General features: G+C 45.5%; 18 protein-coding genes. 6 read left to right on the forward strand and 12 right to left on the reverse strand.

Annotated features, from left to right (window positions below; translation table 11 throughout):
* Positions 1 to 328 precede the first annotated feature (328 nt).
* On the forward strand, positions 329 to 1,294 hold the full coding sequence (locus H4O21_RS20975) for an integron integrase (protein WP_182810858.1): 966 nt from the start codon (positions 329 to 331) through the stop codon (positions 1,292 to 1,294).
* A gap of 13 nt (positions 1,295 to 1,307) precedes the next feature.
* On the opposite strand, the gene H4O21_RS20980 is transcribed toward H4O21_RS20975, so the two are convergent.
* The 6 genes from H4O21_RS20980 to H4O21_RS21005 form a co-directional block, all read right to left on the reverse strand.
* Positions 1,308 to 2,783, reverse strand: coding sequence for an O-antigen ligase family protein (locus tag H4O21_RS20980; protein ID WP_182810859.1), 1,476 nt, complete (start codon positions 2,781 to 2,783; stop codon positions 1,308 to 1,310).
* A 188-nt stretch (positions 2,784 to 2,971) separates the two neighbouring features.
* On the reverse strand, positions 2,972 to 3,490 hold the full coding sequence (locus H4O21_RS20985) for a hypothetical protein (RefSeq protein ID WP_182810860.1): 519 nt from the start codon (positions 3,488 to 3,490) through the stop codon (positions 2,972 to 2,974).
* Positions 3,487 to 4,263, reverse strand: a complete 777-nt coding sequence (locus H4O21_RS20990) for a hypothetical protein (protein WP_182810861.1) — start codon at positions 4,261 to 4,263, stop codon at positions 3,487 to 3,489. Before H4O21_RS20990 ends, H4O21_RS20985 begins: the two co-directional genes overlap by 4 nt.
* Positions 4,264 to 4,282: 19 nt before the next feature.
* Positions 4,283 to 4,519, reverse strand: coding sequence for a hypothetical protein (locus H4O21_RS20995; RefSeq protein ID WP_182810862.1), 237 nt, complete (start codon positions 4,517 to 4,519; stop codon positions 4,283 to 4,285).
* 266 nt (positions 4,520 to 4,785) lie between these two features.
* Positions 4,786 to 6,273: a lipopolysaccharide biosynthesis protein gene (locus H4O21_RS21000; protein WP_182810863.1), complete on the reverse strand. Its 1,488-nt coding sequence runs from the start codon at positions 6,271 to 6,273 to the stop codon at positions 4,786 to 4,788.
* Positions 6,254 to 7,471 carry a glycosyltransferase family 4 protein gene (locus tag H4O21_RS21005; RefSeq protein WP_182810864.1) on the reverse strand — a complete coding sequence of 406 codons (1,218 nt, stop codon included), beginning with the start codon at positions 7,469 to 7,471 and terminating at the stop codon, positions 6,254 to 6,256. Before H4O21_RS21005 ends, H4O21_RS21000 begins: the two co-directional genes overlap by 20 nt.
* Positions 7,472 to 7,652: 181 nt before the next feature.
* Here H4O21_RS21005 and H4O21_RS21010 point away from each other — a divergent pair, with 181 nt between their 5' ends.
* From H4O21_RS21010 to H4O21_RS21025, 4 genes are all read left to right on the forward strand, one after another.
* Positions 7,653 to 8,588 carry a glycosyltransferase family 2 protein gene (locus H4O21_RS21010; protein WP_182810865.1) on the forward strand — a complete coding sequence of 312 codons (936 nt, stop codon included), beginning with the start codon at positions 7,653 to 7,655 and terminating at the stop codon, positions 8,586 to 8,588.
* A gap of 100 nt (positions 8,589 to 8,688) precedes the next feature.
* Positions 8,689 to 8,940: a TIGR02647 family protein gene (locus H4O21_RS21015; protein WP_182810866.1), complete on the forward strand. Its 252-nt coding sequence runs from the start codon at positions 8,689 to 8,691 to the stop codon at positions 8,938 to 8,940.
* Positions 8,941 to 9,435: 495 nt separating this feature from the next.
* Entirely contained in the window at positions 9,436 to 10,539 is a 1,104-nt protein-coding gene (locus tag H4O21_RS21020; protein WP_182810867.1) for an efflux RND transporter periplasmic adaptor subunit, read from the forward strand.
* The gene (locus H4O21_RS21025; protein ID WP_182810868.1) at positions 10,540 to 13,614 is read left to right on the forward strand and encodes an efflux RND transporter permease subunit; all 3,075 of its coding nucleotides are present in this window, start codon (positions 10,540 to 10,542) and stop codon (positions 13,612 to 13,614) included.
* A 63-nt stretch (positions 13,615 to 13,677) separates the two neighbouring features.
* Here the strand turns inward: H4O21_RS21025 and H4O21_RS21030 are convergent, their stop codons facing one another.
* Complete coding sequence (locus tag H4O21_RS21030) at positions 13,678 to 14,127, reverse strand: GNAT family N-acetyltransferase (RefSeq protein ID WP_182810869.1); 450 nt, start codon at positions 14,125 to 14,127, stop codon at positions 13,678 to 13,680.
* Between the two features lie 17 nt (positions 14,128 to 14,144).
* Positions 14,145 to 15,038, reverse strand: a complete 894-nt coding sequence (locus H4O21_RS21035) for an Rpn family recombination-promoting nuclease/putative transposase (RefSeq protein WP_182810870.1) — start codon at positions 15,036 to 15,038, stop codon at positions 14,145 to 14,147.
* A 236-nt stretch (positions 15,039 to 15,274) separates the two neighbouring features.
* On the opposite strand from H4O21_RS21035, the gene H4O21_RS21040 reads away from it, so the two are divergent.
* The gene (locus tag H4O21_RS21040; RefSeq protein ID WP_220495778.1) at positions 15,275 to 16,375 is read left to right on the forward strand and encodes a malate dehydrogenase; all 1,101 of its coding nucleotides are present in this window, start codon (positions 15,275 to 15,277) and stop codon (positions 16,373 to 16,375) included.
* A 114-nt stretch (positions 16,376 to 16,489) separates the two neighbouring features.
* On the opposite strand, the gene H4O21_RS21045 is transcribed toward H4O21_RS21040, so the two are convergent.
* The 4 genes from H4O21_RS21045 to hisI all read right to left on the reverse strand — a co-directional run bounded on the left by H4O21_RS21045 (position 16,490) and on the right by hisI (position 18,448).
* Positions 16,490 to 17,095 carry a MiaE family protein gene (locus H4O21_RS21045; protein ID WP_182810914.1) on the reverse strand — a complete coding sequence of 202 codons (606 nt, stop codon included), beginning with the start codon at positions 17,093 to 17,095 and terminating at the stop codon, positions 16,490 to 16,492.
* A 13-nt stretch (positions 17,096 to 17,108) separates the two neighbouring features.
* A complete protein-coding gene (locus H4O21_RS21050; protein WP_182810871.1) occupies positions 17,109 to 17,543 on the reverse strand; it encodes a DUF1289 domain-containing protein in 435 nt (144 codons plus the stop codon).
* Positions 17,544 to 17,599: 56 nt separating this feature from the next.
* The gene (gene yidD, locus H4O21_RS26370; protein WP_182810872.1) at positions 17,600 to 17,938 is read right to left on the reverse strand and encodes a membrane protein insertion efficiency factor YidD; all 339 of its coding nucleotides are present in this window, start codon (positions 17,936 to 17,938) and stop codon (positions 17,600 to 17,602) included.
* 66 nt (positions 17,939 to 18,004) lie between these two features.
* On the reverse strand, positions 18,005 to 18,448 hold the full coding sequence (gene hisI / locus H4O21_RS21060) for a phosphoribosyl-AMP cyclohydrolase (protein ID WP_182810873.1): 444 nt from the start codon (positions 18,446 to 18,448) through the stop codon (positions 18,005 to 18,007).
* Between the last annotated feature and the right edge of the window lie 3 nt (positions 18,449 to 18,451).

Here is an 18,451-nt window from a genome sequence, read left to right on the forward strand (position 1 = left end):
GCGGCTTAGTTCAACATTTTAATATCACGCATGCGCGTTTTCCCCGGATTTTGACTTTACCGAGAAATGCCATAACTGATTGTTCAGGAAGGGAAAAATAGAATATCTTTGTTTTCTCATCCCTGAAAACCGAGCATGCGTGTTATTTCCAATCAACGCGCACTCGCTTTGCTTTTCATGCAAGCTGCAACATGTTGATTTACTTAAATATTGAAAAAGAATACACCGATAAACCGCGCATCGCTATAGATTATCCGAGCAAAATTATATAGCCTGTGATCAATATACTGTATATTTAATCAGTTTCTGCATGAAGGAGTATGCGATTATGGCACGAAGCCCATTTCTTGAAATGGTACGCTCGGAAATCAGGCTAAGGGGATATAGCCTGAGAACAGAAAAAACATATATCCATTGGATCAAGCGATACATTTTCTTCCATAACAAGCAGCATCCGGCAGCGATGGGAGCGAAAGAGGTTAAATCCTTTTTATCTCATCTGGCTAATCATGGAAATGTGGCTATTAATACTCAGAAAACAGCATTGAATGCTCTGGCTTTTTTGTATAACCAGATTTTGCAACAGCCTTTAGGTGATCTTGGTTTTCAGCATGCAACCAGGCAGAAAAGCTTACCTTGCGTACTGTCTCCGGGTGAAGTTCAGGCAATTCTGCACCAGCTTGAGGGAAAGTATCGTGTTATTTTTTCAATTCTGTATGGTAGTGGCCTTCGTATCTCAGAATGTCTCAGACTGAGAGTAAAGGATATTGATTTTTCTCGTAGTTGTCTGACGGTTCATGACAGTAAAGGGCATAAAGACAGACAAACTTTGCTTTCATCGTCATTATTTCCTGATTTGAGAACACTGATTGAACAAGCTGTTGACCTTCAGCAGCAGGATAATCTGGAGGGCACAGGGCCGTCTTTACCTTATGCGCTGGATCGGAAATACCCGAATGCTTTTCGTGAACCAGCCTGGATGTTTATTTTTCCCTCTACTGGCTTGTGTATTCATCCTTTTTCTCATAAACGCTGTCGCCATCATTTACATGAGTCTGTGCCGCGTAAGGTGCTGAGAAAAGCGACACGGGAAGCAGGCATTTTGCACAAGCGGGTTAACTGCCATACTTTCCGACATTCTTTGGCTACTCATCTGCTGCAAAATGGCAGGGATATCCGAACTGTTCAGGAGCTGTTGGGCCATAAGGATGTCAGTACAACTCAGATTTATACTCATGTTGTTGGTCAGCATTATGCCGGTACAACAAGTCCTCTTGATCAGCTTACCTTGTAAATACCAGCCTGTATTACACATTACTTTGATGATTATCGTTATCCCATTCTTCCAGCATCGGGGCCAGTTTATGGGTTACCGCCATACTTAATGCAAACAGTATATAGATGGGCCAGGTAAAGCCCTGTGTCAGAAAGGTGCCCGAGACCATAAAGCCAACGACTCCGGCGAGTGTTGCCTGAGCACTCGCGACCATCGCAGAGGGCAGGGCCTGAGTGATTTTACCCCGGTTATTCGATTGTTGCTGGTTTTGTGGGCCTGATTGAGCGGTATTATCCAGACATCTGGCCGCTGCTTCAGCAATGATCTGATTTACTCTTTTCACCTGCTGAATATTATTACGCAGTAAGCGAACCACCATCGTTGTAAAGGCAATAAAGCCAATAAAGCCGGTTTCTGCCAGTACGCCCAGCCAGGTGCTGTGTACTGCGTGGTTTTTACCATCCCAGTGGGGGCTGTAGAAGAAATAGTTATAGTAAAAGTTATTCAGCCCGACACCACTTAACGGGTTACTGATGGCCATATTCCAGGCCGCCTGCCAGGCGTATATTCGCCCCATCGCCGAGGCGTCGATACCATCTTCAGCCGCTCCGCCAGATGATCGGTCTGAGATACCCGCCAGCACCAACAGTAAAGCTGCGCCAGCTCCGCCTGCTGTAATCAGTAAGGCTTTATTTTCTACTTTTTGCCAGGCAAAGACGCCGGTTACGGCAAGAATGCCCAGTAATCCGCCACGGCTTTGTGTCGCAATAATCGCAGAGACAATAATCAGATAACCCGCCAGTGCGAGAAAGCGTGAGAATTTACCGGCGTAAGGCGCAAAAAACAGCGCCAGAGAGAAACTGGTAGGGAAGAGTAGCACCAGCGACAGGTCGTTAGGGTCGCCCAGCATAGAACCGATATCCCGGCTGATTGTCACTCGTGTGCCTTCCACCAGACCGATGCCGTTGGCTTTGTTACTCAGCGCGACCAGTGCAATCAGGATTCCGGCAATCAGGATACTCCAGTTGCATATCGCAAAATCCCGTTTGCATTTTGGCAGCCAGGCAACAATCAGGGTCATAATGCCGATTTTTACAAAGTTGCCTGTCCAGGCGGCAATCGCTTCGCCACGGTTACTGGCGAACATCAGGCCGATGCTGACCAGCACAAAGAAGATCGCAAAGCCGGTGAAATGGCTATTCCAGAAAATACGGATATTATGGGTAATCGCCAGATGCCATGCTGTGACTGCCAGAGCGCCAAGAGCCAGCAATTGAGGGATTTTAAGCGGATAAAGTACCGGGAATGCCTCATGAATTCTGAAGAAAGAGAAAATGATAAAACCCAGACAGATCCAGATGGTACTGTTAACCGCCACCCAGCCCGCCAGAGGAAGCAGAGCGAGCGGTACGATCAGCAGCGGGTGAGGGGCAAACCACCACGCCGCACTGAATAGCAGGCAGACCAGTGCAGGTAACTTCAGTTTATTAACCAGGCTGAGTTCCATAATGCTGTCCTCCTGCATATCACTGAGTTTTTTCGGGCTTATCTATCGCAATTTCCAGAATGCAATTTATTACTGGAATTAAGGACTGAGTGTGAAAGAAAAGTAGGTTTCAGCAATATGTATGCCATTGCTTAAATTGAGACAGGGTTAAAATTAAATCGTGCCGGTTTTCAATATGTTATTAACAATCAGATTATATCTGATGCCGACAAATCCAGAGTCTCATTGTAATAATTCAGATTAGATATAAGGCTGCAATTTTTCTGGTCGCTGGAATTATGAGTTAAAAGTAGAGGGGAGTAGTATGCTGACTCGCTGAAAAATAAGCTTTTAAATTTATTATATACATTGGTCATGTAGAAGCTCATGTAAACATAGTCGTCCAGAGATTGATCTGATAATATGAAATCAATCTTACTTAGTCCAAGATAGTTTTTGAAGATGCTTACATTACTGGCATCGCTGCCTGATATGTTCAGATAAAGATATCCAGAGCAATGCTCTTTTTTCAGAATCATAAGCTTACTGGTCATATTGGTATTCATCGCCAGCGTATACTCCAGGTGCCAGCCCATATTATTTAGCCTGGATTCGATTTTTGCTGTGACAATTTTTTCATCTGGCACAGGATGTGTGTATCTTAAATACTTTGCTGACAAAGAGATGATAGATAAGGTTAACAGTGCCCCTATAGTTAGAGTTTTCATTTTCTTATCCTCACTAGAATTGGTGACAGAATAATCAATAATATTGTGACGCTAAAAATCTGGGCACCATAACCATTATGAATAATGGAGTACCATGCAGGGTCTATTGCCATTATCATTATGCGAACTGTATTTAATAAGAAAAATGTTAAAAAAAATAATAAGGCTATAGAAACTGCAGGCAGCCTGTGGTTGGCAATATAGTAACTGGATATCCATGCCAGAATAATCGGTGAGAAATTGAGTAATGCAGAGCATCCTGAGCTTAAAGATAGTGAATATCCCTCTGATATATCAATTATGTTGCCAGAAACCGATGCATCTTTCTCTACAAGTCTTATAAAAAGTGTAACAATCCAGCTTTCAAAATTAAGTATAGGGTGAGAGACCATTTTAAATATCGCTGCACGACATATTTCTGATAATGCGAAAATAGCAATAATAATATGGATGTCTCTTTTGTTATAAAAAATAATAAGTGCTAGTTCGACAAAAAGAAGTCCGAGCCAGCTCATGGTGCTGCTAGGGATGAGTAATGTTGCTGTCCATGCGAACAATACTGAATAATGTATTATTAAAAACTTTTCCTTTTTCAACCCTATGAAGATAGCCGCTATGGTAAAAGCCAGAGTAATTGGCGGTTCCCATTCATAACCAGTGTTAATCCATGTGGTTACCTGGTAAGCAAAGCCATTGGCTATCGTTATCAATATCAGAAAAAAGTATAGTGTAAATGATGCTGTTCTCGGGAGAATATGGCTTCCGTTATTCATAGTGTCATCCCCTGGTTGGTTATTCTTTTTTATTTATTTTCCAGGCGATAACGCCTGATAACACTATCAGGGTTAAACTAATTACTCCTGAAGAAAAGCCTGGCATAGGTATGGATGATATACTTCCACCTGTAATACAGTGAGTATTTCCTGTAGCCTCCCCATTTCCGCAGACTGCAGCAGGCACGCTACCAGAGTGGGCTTGTTCATAAAAAAATATACTGAACACAAATACCAGCGCGATTAATTTTTTCATAATCTGTACTCCCATAAATAAAGAGAGAAGAGCTATAAATGTATTTAAGCAATCGATATGCCAGTCGCAATTCAGGAATTTAATGGCATTGTTATAACCAGAGTGCTGTGCAGCAGATGACGAGAACCTCCTTGTTAATCAGTTGATGTTATTGCCTTTTTAAATCCATCAACATAGATATCTCTTGCTTCCCCGGTCTGTGGACAGAGAGGCAAAAGGTATCAGTATCGAAAAATTTTTGTGCAGGCACTTATGTGTTGCTTCGATCAGATTTTTTGCAGCAGGCCCTGGGCATTGTTCAATATGTATTTCCAGATAATGCCTGCTGCTATTGCTGTGCTGATTGAGATATAAAGCACCAGCAGATAAGTATTGTAGTAAAGGGTTGGAAATATAATTGGCAGTAAAATCAGCATGATACATATCATTGAGGGCAACAGCAGTGAGGTATGACGATAGGGCAGAGCTGTCATTTTCTGGCTGATCAGGTAATAAGCGATAAAACGCAGTAGCTGGCTGACAGTCAGGCAGTATAACGCTCCTTGCACACCGTACTCTGGGATCACCAGTGGGAAGGCGATCAGGCAGAGTGTGCCTGTAGCTAATTCAATACCCATCTGGATTTCGCTGCGTTCGGTGGTAAAGCAGCCCAGGTTAAGCAAAGCGCCCCATTGTTTGAGTATGCCTGCGATAATCAGCCAGGGCAGGTATTGCAGTGAAATTGCAAATTCAGAGGCAAAAAGCATCAGTGTCAGCACCGGCGCGGTAACGGCCACTATCAGCCCCAGTGCCGCCGCAAGAATTGCCCCGGCCACCGCACCATCTGCTGCCTTTTGTGTGCCATTCTCTGAGTTAAGTATCGGAATACGTCTGGAATACCACCAGAGCTGAAAGGGCTGGCTTAGCAGAGCTGCAATCAGAAAGAATTTGATCGCCAGTGCATAAGCTGCCAGTTCAACGGCAGGGATATATTGAGATAACAGGATAATATCCAGCCCTTGTGTGGCATACATCGCTAATCCGCTGATAATAAAAGGTAAGCCATAGCGAATCTGCTGTTTGATAGCTGGATACCGAATATTAAATCCGGTATCCCGGAACTGTAGCCAGAACAGATGCACAATCTGGTAACTGACCGCGATGACCGATGCCAGTAGCAAGCCGGTTAATCCCATATCCAGCTGTAAAAAGCTGATGGTTAGCATGGCGTAGAGCAGGGTTCTGCCCAGTGTAATAACCAGAAACTGCCCGGCTTGTTCTTTAATTCTCAGCCAGGCCAGAGGGACGGCCAGAGTGCTTTCGGCACTGATCAGCACAACAATCAGCGAGTATTCGGTTGAACTGATAGCCCAGAACTGGTTCAGCCAGGGTAACAGCACTGGCATCAGTGCAATAAGCAGTACGACTGTAAATAGGGTGATAAAAATGGCGGAACCAAACACATCCGCTGCTTTTGCTTGCTCACCCTTCGAATCATTGGCCTGTCCCGTCAGTCGATACAGATTATTCACCAGACCAAAGCCTGTGATCACGATGGCACCATTAATCAGTGCCATCAGGCTTTCCAGTCGGGCGTATTCTGTTACACCCAGTACCGTAGTGATCCAGGGCAATAGCATAAAACCGATCAGTTTCATGCCGATAATACCCACGGCATAACAAAGCTGCTGTTTTACCGCTGATGATAAACGTGAAAATAGCAGAGATGGGGTTCTTATACTGACTGATAGTAATTCATTCCTGGAGTACCGCATGACGCACCTCCTTCTGGCATGATTCAATGGCTACAGACAGTGCTTCAGCTTGTTTTGCGGTGGTGAAGTGTTGCAGATAATGAGCCCGGCCATTTTTTCCCATGATGCGCAGAGTCTGGGGAGACTGCTTCAGTAACAGGCGTATTGCTCCGGCCAGCGACATTTTATCCTGCATCGGCACCATATAGCCCAGAGGCTGCATTTTCCCAGAGCTATCGCACAACATTTCCTGGCAGGCGGGCAGGTCTGTTGTGATCAAAGGTAAACGCAATGCCATCGCTTCTTTCAGCACCAGGGGGCCGGTGTCTCTTACACCCTGGTCCGTGATCACATAAGGGCAGCACATGGCGGTATATCGGTTGTGATTGTTGTATAACCAGGTAGAGCTTCTCGGGCCGAGAAAGTGAACATAGCCCATCAGATCAAGCCGGATCATTTTTTTCAACAGAGGCAGATACAGCGGACCATCACCCACAATATCCAGCACCGGACGTTCTCGTACCGGAATATTTGCCAGAGCATGCAAGAGTACATCAATGCCTTTCGTTTCAGACAGGCGTCCCAGATATAACAGACGTTTCTGGTTAAAAGGGTTGAATTCATCACTGGTAAATTGCTGTTCGTCGACACCACAGCGAATCATTCTGATATTGGCTTCGGGTGCCTGCTGTCGCAGTATATTTTGCATCTCGTTGCAAACTGCAACGGTAAAATCAGCATGCTTCATTTTTACTGCCAGATCCGCCGGGCTGCGATAGACATCAAAACCATGACAAGTGAAAGAGACGGTTACACCCGCCAGTTTCGCCGCCACAATTGCTGTCGCCGCACTGGCCAGACCAAAGTGGGCATGAATATGCTGACAACCATGCTGTTCAACCAGAGCTGCCATCCGTGCGCCGTACCAGAGTAAAGAGCGAGCAGGCAGTGATTTTTGCTGATTGATAAACTGCATTGCAGATTGCAAGCGTTTAGGACTGGCACTGAGCTGCCAGAGCACTTTGGCAACCGGTACATCGATCAGTAATTTAAGCTGATCCGCCAGCATCAGATCTGCTGGCTGGGCCTTACCAGAAGCTCTCTCAAAACTACAAGGTAGTATAAAGTGGCCTTTAGCCTGCATCGCCCTGATTTCATTACCAATAAAGGTTTCGGACAGAACAGGAAAACTGGTCATCAGATAAGCAATACGTTGCATGATCATCACCTCTGAACGGTGGGCTGTCTAAACAGATTTCAAAGAACTGGCACATCTGCTGCTTTATATAAACCAGATCATTTTTTCTGAGATCCCAATTTGCAAAATGCCAGTGTCTGATTCGCTTAACAGAGGTTTTGCAAGTGTAATGCCAGAGTTTTTCCGAAGGGGAGATAAGACCATGACTAAGTCAGTTGATGTCAGTGTGATTATGCCAACCTACAATTGCCTGGAGTATCTGCCAAAAGCGGTTCACAGTGTGCTCATGCAGAATGTTGATCTGGAGTTATTGATTATTGATGATCAGTCCACCGATGGTTCTGCCCAGTGGCTGGAAGCTTTACAGAATAAAGACACACGGATTCGGGTTATTAAAGGCGAGCATAAAGGCGTTTCAGCAGCCAGAAACCTGGCAATCGCACAGGCAAGAGGCCAATGGCTGGCCTTTCTGGATGCCGATGATTACTGGTACAGCAATAAGCTGAAACAACAACTGGAGATTCATCAATGCGATCCGGATGTGGTGCTGAGCTTTACCGACTATGACCATTTTTCAGAAGCTGGGAGCGATCTGGGGCGCTGCTTCAGGTTCTGGCCGGGGTTCGATGCTTTGCTTAAACCTGAGATTAATATGCTGAATCTGAACGGTGCGCTTAAAACGGTTATTTATGCAGAAAACGTGATAGGTACATCGACCGTACTGGTGAATAAAACGGCAGTAGAACGGGTCGGGGGATTCGATGAACATTTGCAGTCTGCCAGTGACTGGGATCTTTGGCTGAAACTGCATCACCTCGGTAATTTTGTAGCTATTAATCAGCCTTTGATGGGTTATCTGGTGCGCAGTAATTCTATCTCAAGAAATGCAGAGCGCCGTCTGGAGAGCTTCGAACTGATTCTGGAGCGTTTCCGGGAAGCTATGACCGCGCTGAATCCCTCCTGTTATCCTGCTGCCAGAGCACGACTGAAACTGGCCCAGGCAGAATGCTGGCAAGCCTCAGAAGGCGGATACTGGAAAGCATCTAAGGCTTATATCCAGGCCTGTTATCAGCTTCCCACGCACAGGAATATTCGGGCATTACTGTCACATCTGCTAAAAGGCTATAAAACTCAATAACATAAAAATGTTTTGAAAATGCGTCATAGCAAAGACGGAGCCGAAAAAAGCTGCTAGAGTGTTGGGGTCAGATAGAAAAACAATAACGAGGAATCTATCTATGCGTTTTACGGAAGAGCAGTACCACGAAATCGATGTTCTGATTCAATTTAATCTGGAAAGCCTGCAAGAGGGCATTAAAGTACACTCAACTGCTGCACCTGAAATGATTGCAGCAACACAACGTTTACATGCAAAAGGGCTTATAACTCAGCCCGACGGCGGCTACCTGACTTCTCTTGGTCATACGGCGGCTGAACATGCACAGGCACTGAAAGTCATTATGACCAGCACACAATTGGAAGAGAGCTGATTAACTCAGCGTTAATCTATATATTCCGCTGATCGGAAGCACTTTGCTATTCAGTTATCTGAAAAGGCTTAACAAAGCAGCTTGTGTTTGTATTTGTTCAGTGAATTGTCACGATTTTATACTCCGCCACCTTATGTACTTCCCGCCCGGATAAGTGTGTTCCGGGCGGGTGCGAAAGTATCTGATCAAATTAATTAATTTGATGAATAATTAAGCTTTCCCACCATACCTGCGCCACATATTATTTGCTCCCACAGACTTATTCAATCACTTGTTTGAATCTACATTAAAAGCCATTATTATCAGGTTTTTCAGTGAGTTCTGACCTATATTCGTAACAGTGTTGCTGTCTGATATTGTGCTAATTAGCTGAAAAGAGTGTTTCTGTACCATCACAGTCTGCATTTTGCAGTCATTATCTGGTGATCAGAAAAGAGTATTCAGCGATTTACTGCACCTTATGTAAAAGAATTAATGCCATTCCGAGGAATTACTATGCCCCGCAAGATACAGAGACTGGCTTTGTGCGGAATTCTGGTTGCAGGTTTCCTGCTGGCCGGTTGCCAGCAGGAAGAAAAAAATGCGCCAAAAGCCGAAGTCATAAGACCGGTTAAACTGGCTGAAATTGGCGATCAGAGTGTGTCAGTACGCTATTTTCCGGCAGAGTTGATTGCCAGTGAAGAAACGGATCTGGCGTTTCGGGTATCCGGTGAACTTAAATCCTTGCCGGTTGCAGAAGGGCAGGTGGTTAAAAAAGGTGATTTACTGGCAGCTCTGGATGAAAAAGACCTGAAACTGAATGTCAGTCAGCGTCAGACCGCTTACGATCTGGCACAACTGCAGCAACGTCGTATCCGTGAGATGGTCCGTCAGAAAGCCGCAACTCAGTCTCAGCTGGATGAAGTCAACACTAATCTGAAGCAGGCCAGAACGGCTCTGGAGCAAGCGAAGAATCAGCTGGAATACAGCCAGATCTTTGCGCCATTTGATGGTGTCATTGCAAAAGTGTATGTCGATAACTATGAGTTTGTGAACGCAACAGCCCCTATCATGAAACTGGAAAATGCCAGTGATATTGATGTCAGCTTCCAGATTCCGGAAGATCTGGTGGTCAGAATTCAGAAAGGAGATGCAAGCTACCAGCCTAAAGTGCTGATCTCCAGTGCGCCGGGAAGAGATTTCAGCGCCCGTTATAAAGAACACAGCACCAACCCTGATCCATCTACTCGTGGTTATGACGTTAAACTGACCATGAACCGCCCGGATGAAAACGATATTACCCTGTTACCGGGTATGACCGCAGAGGTTCAGATCGATATTAATGAGCTGCTAGGTGATAAAAGTTACTGGCTGGTTCCGGTAGAAGCCGTTTTTGTTAACGAAAGCCAGTCTCTGGATAATCCTGATCGTCAGGTATGGGTTTATAACCCGGATAGCAAACGCCTGAATAAACGCATTGTGACAGTGGGTGAGCTGGAAGGCGACAAAATCCAGGTCACTTCAGGTTTGTCACAAGGCGAGCAGATTGTCATCGCCGGTGTTCAGGCATTGCGCGACGGACTGGAGGTTCGTCCCTGGGTTAAGGAAAGGGGGTTGTAAGTGAATATTGCACGCTACTTCATAAAAAACAGAACCTCCAGCTGGATGGTGACGCTGATATTGCTGCTGGGCGGTATGATTGCGTTTACTAAACTGGGGCAATTGGAAGACCCCGAATTTACCATTAAAGATGCTCTGATTATGACCTGGTATCCGGGAGCTACGCCGGAACAGGTAGAAGAGGAGATCACCTATCCCATTGAGGAAGCGATCCAGAATCTGCCCTATGTCGATAAACTGGTATCCAGCTCCAAAAGTGGATTTTCCCGGATTCAGTTAACGGTTCAGGACAAGTACAAAGGTAAAGAGCTGAATCAGATCTGGGATGAATTACGCAAAAAAATGCGTGATCTGCAGGCTGATTTGCCTGATGGTTCCACTGCACCTATGGTTATTGATGACTTTGGTGATGTGTACGGTGTCTTTCTGGCGGTTACCGGTGAAGGTTATCTTTATAACGACCTGAAATCCTATGTAGATTTTCTGAAACGGGAGCTGGTTCTGGTGCCAGGTGTCAGCAAGGTTGCTATTGCCGGTGAACAGAAAGAGCAGATCTACGTGGAGATATCACGGACGAAGCTGGCATCTCTGGGTATTACCACCACTCAGCTGGCTCAGTTACTGGGCAGTCAGAACACTGTCACCAGTGCTGGCCGGGTAAAAGTGGGTTCAGAGTATATTCGTATTCATCCAACGGGTGAGTTTAAGGATATCAGTGAGCTGGAGAATCTGTTGCTGCCCAGCCCGGACGGTAAAACCATTTACCTGAGCGATGTCGCAGAAGTTCGCCGGGGCTATCGTGATCCTGCCAGTCATAAAGTTGACTTTAATAATCAGACTGCTCTGCTATTGGGTGTTTCCTTTGCCAGTGGTGTTAATGTTGTTGAGATTGGTAAAAACCTTGAACAACGTATTGAAGATCTACGCTACCAGCAACCTCATGGTATTGAACTGAATCCCATTTATTTCCAGTCTCACGAAGTGGACAAATCTGTTAACGCATTTCTGCTGAATCTGGCAGAGGCTGTTGGGATTGTCATCATTGTATTGCTGATCTTTATGGGGCTGCGCTCCGGTGTTCTTATTGGTCTGATTCTGCTGCTGACGATTATGGGAACCTTTATCGTCATGCAATATACGGGGATTAACCTGCAGCGTATCTCCCTGGGAGGGCTGATTATCGCCCTGGGGATGCTGGTCGATAATGCCATTGTTGTAACGGAAGGGGTGCTGATAGGCCTGAAGCGAGGCATGAGTAAGCTTGAAGCTGCAGAGAGTGTTGTTAAACAGACTAAGTGGCCATTATTAGGCGCGACTATTATCGCCATTGTGGCTTTTGCTCCGATTGGTTTGTCACCGGATTCTGTTGGTGAGTTTGTTGGCTCTCTTTTCCAGGTCCTGTTAATTTCTCTGTTCCTGAGCTGGCTGACGGCGATCTCATTAACACCATTCTTTTGTGATCTGTTCTTTAAAGAAGAGATTCGGGCGAAAAAAGAGGGTGATGATGCTGAAGCGGAGGTTGATCCTTACCAGGGGGGATTATTCACCGTCTACAAATGGTTGCTCAGTGGTGCACTGAGGTTCCGCTGGTTAACGGTTATTCTGCTGGTAGGCTGTCTGGTTGGTTCTGGTTACGCTTTCCAGTTTGTGAAGCAGGCTTTCTTTCCGCCATCAACGACACCCTTGTTCTTTATCACGATGGAAACGCCAGAAGGCAGCCATATTGAAGAGACTCATGAGCGGGTTGTGGATGTACAGAGCTATATTCTGCAAGATGACCGGGTGTTATACGCTGCATCAACCACAGGCGAAGCCATGATGCGTTTTATGCTGACTTATAACATTGCACCGCCGTCAAACAGTTATAGCCAGATTGTCGTTCGTGCGAACAATGGTGAGGATATTCCACAACTGATTGAGAAGTTCCATACTTATCTGGAAGCCAATCACAGCGATCTGGATTATAAACTGGAGCGCCTGATGCTTGGCCCTTCGACGGGGTCAAAAATTGAAGCACGTTTTATCGGACCAGATCCTGAAGTGCTGAGAAAACTCTCTGCTCAGGCAAAAGAGATTTATGCCAATGATGGTGGTATTGAAGGCATTAAAGACAACTGGCGTCAGCGAGTAAAAGTCCTGCGGCCTCAGTTTGATGAAGTCCATGCCCGTCGTCTGGGCATCACTAAACGTGATATCGATCAGGTACTGCAGATGAACTTCTCTGGTACACCGATTGGTATTTACCGTGAGGGAGCGAAACAGATTCCGATTGTGATGCAGCCACCGGAGGAGGAGCGTCTATCTATTGAGCGAGTGCGTGATCTTCAGGTATACAGCCAGATTACCCAGAGCTACGTACCTTTGAGCACACTGGTTTCCGGGTTTGATCTGGTCTGGGAAGACCCCATTATTGAGCGACGCAATCGAAAGCGTTCAATTACAGTCATGGGTGATCCTCTGATTACCGGTAATGAAACCACAGATGCGGTATTTAAGCGCATTCGTCCTCTGGTTGAAGCGATTGAGCTGCCGACAGGTTATGAACTGGAGTGGGGAGGCGAGTTTGAAAGCTCTCGGGATGCACAGCTGAATATCTTCAGTTCATTGCCTATGGGCTATCTGTTTATGTTTATCATTACGGTATTGTTGTTCAGCTCGTTCCGTGCATCTTTTGTTATCTGGCTGTGTGTGCCGCTGGCTCTGATTGGTGTATCAACCGGATTACTGGTAATGAACGCTGCGTTTGGCTTTATGGCATTACTGGGCTTTTTGAGCCTGTCCGGTATGATCGTTAAGAATGGCATTGTTCTGCTGGATCAGATCAATCTTGAGTTATCTCAGGGGAAAGAAGCCTATGAAGCGGTTTTCCATTCTGCTGTAAGCCGTGTTCGCCCTGTATGTATGGCTGCAGTAACAACCATTCTTGGCATGGTGCCTCTGTTGTTTGACGCCTTCTTCGAAGGCATGGCTGTGGTTATTTCATTTGGTCTGGGTTTTGCTACCATCCTGACCCTGGTAGCCGTGCCTGTCTTCTATGTCATTCTGTTCAGAATCAAATGGAGAAAACTGAGTTAATTCTCTTCGCCAGAAGTGCAGGTTTACTGCACTTCTGGTTTCTTTTTCTGTGTGCTTTTTCTACTATATCTCTTTCGCAGCTCTGTATTTTCTGTATTTAACATGGCTGATATTGTCCATATCAGCTCTGATATAATCGTTTTTTTCATAGAATAAGGCTGCCGAAGTGGTGTCGGTATACAAGACCAGCATGTCAAAATAGTGGAAGGCATGACTCTCAATATGATTTAAGAGCAAGGAGCCTGTACCACAATTGCGATGTTCTCTGGCAACGTAGAAGCGACGTAAACGCCCAACAGGTTTTTTCTCGTAAATCATACGATTGATTCCACCGATGGCAATTACCGAGTTGTAATGGTATACCGCAAACAGAAATTCTCCTTGCTGATCAAACCGGTTAGAGCCATCATCGAAGCCCTGTTGTAAACGCTGAACAAAGCGAAAACCTTCTGTTTTACTTTCAACAATCAGGCCAGATATGTCGGGCAATGAGTTGACACGCTGAATTTCCATCCCGGAAACCTGTGATGTTATAAATTATTTTTAATGATCTCTAGCTGCTCACTGCTAATTCGGGCGATTGAGCATATCTGCTGATCAGGTAAGCCTGTAGTTAACATACCCTGAACAATTTGTAATGTGGCCTCTTCACGCCCCTGTTCCAGACCTTCCTCCCGGCCTTCTTCGCGCCCTTCTTCACGTCCTTCATCTCTGGCAGTATCGATTACATTTTTCAGGTCTCTGTAGTATTTCAGGCTGGACTCATAAGCCTGACGTTCTTCAGGTTGAAATCGGGCAATACTGGCTTTTTCAAATAAGCTCAAAAAGACTTTTTCTCTTAAGCGGGGAGGTATCTCATCCAGTTCATGTAAATGACGAAACAGGAAAAACCATTTATCCTGCAAGGTTTCCAGTTGATCCTGAGTTTTGGTGAAGTTAGGAAGAGTAAGATAGATAAAAGTTAGTTTGTCGTAAAAAACCTGGTTGTGCTGATTTTTGAGTTGTACATGATGAATGACATCATTGCGAGTATCAGTTTCTTCATCTTCAAAAATGAAATCCAGAATACCTATCGTATAGACTGCTGATAATTTAAAGTTCCAGTTTCCTCTCTGAGCTTGTTGCTGAACAGGAAAGGTGGCATAAAATACGCTTCGATCTTTGAAATAATTCTGCTTTGCTTTTTGTAACTCAACAATAAAAAACTCACCACTCGCACTGATGCAGTTCAGATCAAAAATGGCTTTACGATCCAAAGCTGTCGCGCCTTGATGTTCATTGCTGGTGAAATGTAGTTCCTGAATCTGATGGTGTTCTGGCAACAAGGTATTAAGAAAGCTAATCAGATGCAGCTTGCTGGCTTCTTCACCAAAAGCCTTCTTGAAACCAAAATCAGTAAATAGATTGATGTATTTTTCTTTCACCACCAGCTCCGGATAGTAAACTGAATTACCAGAGGATTATCCCCTGGATAATGTAAAAGTCGCAACCAGACAGAAGATAATCCTGATGCTGACATCATTTTGCCTGAATTCTGCCATCTGCTTTACACATTTGCTTAATCCCGACGCAATATAACCCGAATACTTTTACTGTTATAGACTTTAGTTTAGTCTTCTGGAACCCTATAAAACTAAAAGCTACATGGAGTAGTGTAATAATGAGAAGACCAGTCCGAGTGGCTGTTACTGGTGCTGCGGGAGCGATCAGCTACAGTTTGTTATTTAAGATTGCAGCGGGAGAGATGATGGGTAAAGATCAGCCTGTCATCCTGCAGTTGATTGAAATCCCACAAGCTATGGATGCCCTGCGTGGTGTTGCTATGGAGCTGATGGATTGCGCCTATCCGCTGCTACATACGATCACTCTGCATGATAATGTAGAGGATGGCTTTAAAAATGCTCACTATGCCCTGCTGGTCGGTGCACGACCTCGTGGTCCGGGTATGGAGCGAAGCGATCTGATTGAAGTTAACGGTGAAATTTTCGCGCGTCAGGGCAAGGCGCTGAATGATTATGCCAACCGTGATGTTAAAGTGCTTATTACAGGCAACCCAGCTAATACCAATGCTTTGATTGCCAGTCGTAACGCACCTGATCTGAGCCCATCTCAGTTTACTTGCCTGACTCGCCTGGATCACAATCGCGCTAAAGGCATTCTGGCAAACCAGACCGGGGCGACCCCGCGAGATGTTAACGGTATTATCGTCTGGGGGAACCATTCTCCGACTCAATACCCGGATCTGCATCATGCCACTATTCTTGGCGAACCAGCCATAAACCAGGTTGATATGAACTGGTATAAGGAAGAGTTCATTCCCAAAGTGCAGCAACGTGGCAGTGAAATTATTCAGGCTCGTGGTCTGTCCAGTGCTGCCTCTGCAGCTCAGGCGATTGTTGATCATATGCATGACTGGGTGCTGGGTACGGAGCCTGGTGAAGTCGCCAGCATGGGGATTTTGAGTGATGGCAGTTACGGCGTAGAGAAAGGGATATTCTACTCATTCCCGGTTCGTTGTAATTACGGTCGTTATCAGATTGTCCAGGGCATTGAGCTGAATGATTTCAGTAAGGAGTGTCTGAAGGTAACGGAACAAGAGTTGCTGGAAGAGAAAGCGGTTGTGAACCATCTGCTACCAGAAGAAACGGCGGCTTCTCATGATAACTTATCGATCTGTCTGCGTTCAGGGGTAACTTTGTACGCTGATGGCACAGGCCCTGATCAGGATTCGAAATTTATGACCACCAACCGGGTCATGTAATGGATTGATGCAAATTCTGAGCGTCTGATACAAATACCCCGAGGAAACTCACTCGGGGTATTTCAGGAGCTTATCGGTTTCTCGCTATAACTGTGCTCGTTGAAGAGATGCAGATTATGCTGCGTTTTTCTCCGGACCACTATTCACCGGACCACTATGGAAACGGAAAGTATCATCATCCGATTCAATCAGCTCTTTCTCGACTTGCGCAAAGAAAGCAATGCGATCATCAATTGGCTCGTCGGCATACATTTTAGCCAGTGACAGGTAATCCTGATAATGACGGCCTTCAGACTTGACCAGTGAACGATAGTACTTCGCTAAGGCATCATCCAGATGTGGAATCAGAGCCATAAAACGTTCACAGGAGCGGGCTTCAATAAAGGCACCGATAATCAGCAGATCAATCAGTTCATCCTTGCCTTTGCGCATATGGTCACGCAGGCCGGATGCATAGCGCGCGGCTGAGATGTGCTCATAACGGATACCACGCTCTTCCAGAATACCCACAACCTGCTCAAAGTGCAGCAGCTCTTCACGGGCCAGCTGAGACATTTTCTTTAACAGATCCGGACGATCAACATAACGATACATCAGGTTCATCGCCGTTGAGGCCGCTTTTTTCTCACACTGAGCATGGTCAATCAGCAGGATATCGAGATTCTCCAGCGCTTGCTGAACCCACAGTTCTGGCGTACGACAAGGCAGGAACTGGAACATTTCTTCAAGTAAATCAGTATCTTTCACGAATCAATCTATCCGTATTCTGTAAAATCTGCTTATTTATGGTCTGGTAAAGCTGCTCAAGATCCGCTTCACTGTGCTCGCTATTACAAAAGCTGAGACCATAGGCGTCAAGTCGCTGAATATTTCTGGCACCGGCTCGCAGCAGGTCAACTACCCAGCATAAAGGATCAAAGCGCTTAGTATAACGGATTCTGTGTCGTATAAGTTGCTGTTCCAGTTGATCTTTATCAATCAGCTGAAAGTATTCACCAACAGAAGATACGGTGAGACGTTCTGTACGAAGCATTATCTCACTACGTTGTTCCGGGGTATAAGCTCCCCAGTTCAGAATTTCTTCAGAGTCACGCTTGCAGCCCCGGCAGATCTGGTCACCCTGAGTGGTGCTACAGACGCCAAGGCATGGGGATTCAATTCGGGCCATAAACAAGGGAAATCTCGGGTTCTCAGGCGGTGTATAAAGATAGTAGTAATTACTTTTTACGGTTTTGTCGCTGAATCAGATTTCTGATTACTGCAGCACTGGCAGGGCTGCTGTGATTCCACTTCAGGCTGTTCCTGTGTGCCAGTCTGATCTGCGTCTTTTAATCCATTACTCCAGCGACCTTTTTCAGGCACCGGATCATAGCCGCCTTTAGCAAAAGGATTGCAACTCAGAATGCGTTTAATAATCAGAATAAGACCTTTAAAACCACCATGAACCTCTAATGCTTCCATAGCGTAAGTCGAACAGGTCGGATAATAGATGCAGCGTTGAGGCAGCAGGGGACTGATCACGTATCGGTAGAATTTCACCAGTAGTTTCAGAAACCATTTCATCGTAGCTGCCTCTTAATCATCTGAATAATCAATATCGTGTGTGACAAACGACAAGTATTATATCAGTTATTTCTTGTAAAGCTCGGAAGGATCGATAAGTGGTTCTTTATCAACGACCAGATGCTCGCCATCGACTAAGTTGTAAAAACAGCTGCGACGGCCAGTATGGCAGGCAGGGCCAGTCTGATCGACCAGTAACAGTACAGTATCACCATCACAATCCAGACGCAGTTCCTTCAGATGCTGCTCCTGACCAGAGGATTCGCCTTTACGCCAGTAGGCCTGACGAGAACGGGACCAGTAGCAGACCCGCCCGGTACGCAGCGTTTCCCGAATGGAATCCAGATTCATCCAGGCCATCATCAGAATCTCACCAGTATCATGCTGTTGAGCAATTGCAGGCACCAGACCATCGGCATTGTACTGAATATTTTCCAGAGCTTCTGTCAGGTCAAATTTCTGATTAAGTTCTGCTTTTTCAATCGCTTTCCAGCTGAAAGTGTCACTCATGCA

Origin of the sequence: Oceanospirillum sediminis (genome assembly GCF_014164585.1) — a bacterium.
In the GTDB taxonomy this organism is placed as follows: Bacteria; Pseudomonadota; Gammaproteobacteria; order Pseudomonadales; family Halomonadaceae; genus Oceanospirillum; species Oceanospirillum sediminis.

Bases quoted from the DNA above. Each gene is read 5' to 3' on its own strand.
- H4O21_RS20975 (WP_182810858.1), top strand. From the start codon at position 329: ATGGCACGAAGCCCATTTCTTGAAATGGTACGCTCGGAAATCAGGCTA.
- H4O21_RS20980 (WP_182810859.1), bottom strand. From the start codon at position 2,783: ATGGAACTCAGCCTGGTTAATAAACTGAAGTTACCTGCACTGGTCTGC.
- H4O21_RS20985 (WP_182810860.1), bottom strand. From the start codon at position 3,490: ATGAAAACTCTAACTATAGGGGCACTGTTAACCTTATCTATCATCTCT.
- H4O21_RS20990 (WP_182810861.1), bottom strand. From the start codon at position 4,263: ATGAATAACGGAAGCCATATTCTCCCGAGAACAGCATCATTTACACTA.
- H4O21_RS20995 (WP_182810862.1), bottom strand. From the start codon at position 4,519: ATGAAAAAATTAATCGCGCTGGTATTTGTGTTCAGTATATTTTTTTAT.
- H4O21_RS21000 (WP_182810863.1), bottom strand. From the start codon at position 6,273: ATGCGGTACTCCAGGAATGAATTACTATCAGTCAGTATAAGAACCCCA.
- H4O21_RS21005 (WP_182810864.1), bottom strand. From the start codon at position 7,471: ATGCAACGTATTGCTTATCTGATGACCAGTTTTCCTGTTCTGTCCGAA.
- H4O21_RS21010 (WP_182810865.1), top strand. From the start codon at position 7,653: ATGACTAAGTCAGTTGATGTCAGTGTGATTATGCCAACCTACAATTGC.
- H4O21_RS21015 (WP_182810866.1), top strand. From the start codon at position 8,689: ATGCGTTTTACGGAAGAGCAGTACCACGAAATCGATGTTCTGATTCAA.
- H4O21_RS21020 (WP_182810867.1), top strand. From the start codon at position 9,436: ATGCCCCGCAAGATACAGAGACTGGCTTTGTGCGGAATTCTGGTTGCA.
- H4O21_RS21030 (WP_182810869.1), bottom strand. From the start codon at position 14,127: ATGGAAATTCAGCGTGTCAACTCATTGCCCGACATATCTGGCCTGATT.
- H4O21_RS21040 (WP_220495778.1), top strand. From the start codon at position 15,275: ATGAGAAGACCAGTCCGAGTGGCTGTTACTGGTGCTGCGGGAGCGATC.
- H4O21_RS21045 (WP_182810914.1), bottom strand. From the start codon at position 17,095: ATGTTCCAGTTCCTGCCTTGTCGTACGCCAGAACTGTGGGTTCAGCAA.
- H4O21_RS21050 (WP_182810871.1), bottom strand. From the start codon at position 17,543: ATGGCCCGAATTGAATCCCCATGCCTTGGCGTCTGTAGCACCACTCAG.
- yidD (WP_182810872.1), bottom strand. From the start codon at position 17,938: ATGAAATGGTTTCTGAAACTACTGGTGAAATTCTACCGATACGTGATC.
- hisI (WP_182810873.1), bottom strand. From the start codon at position 18,448: ATGAGTGACACTTTCAGCTGGAAAGCGATTGAAAAAGCAGAACTTAAT.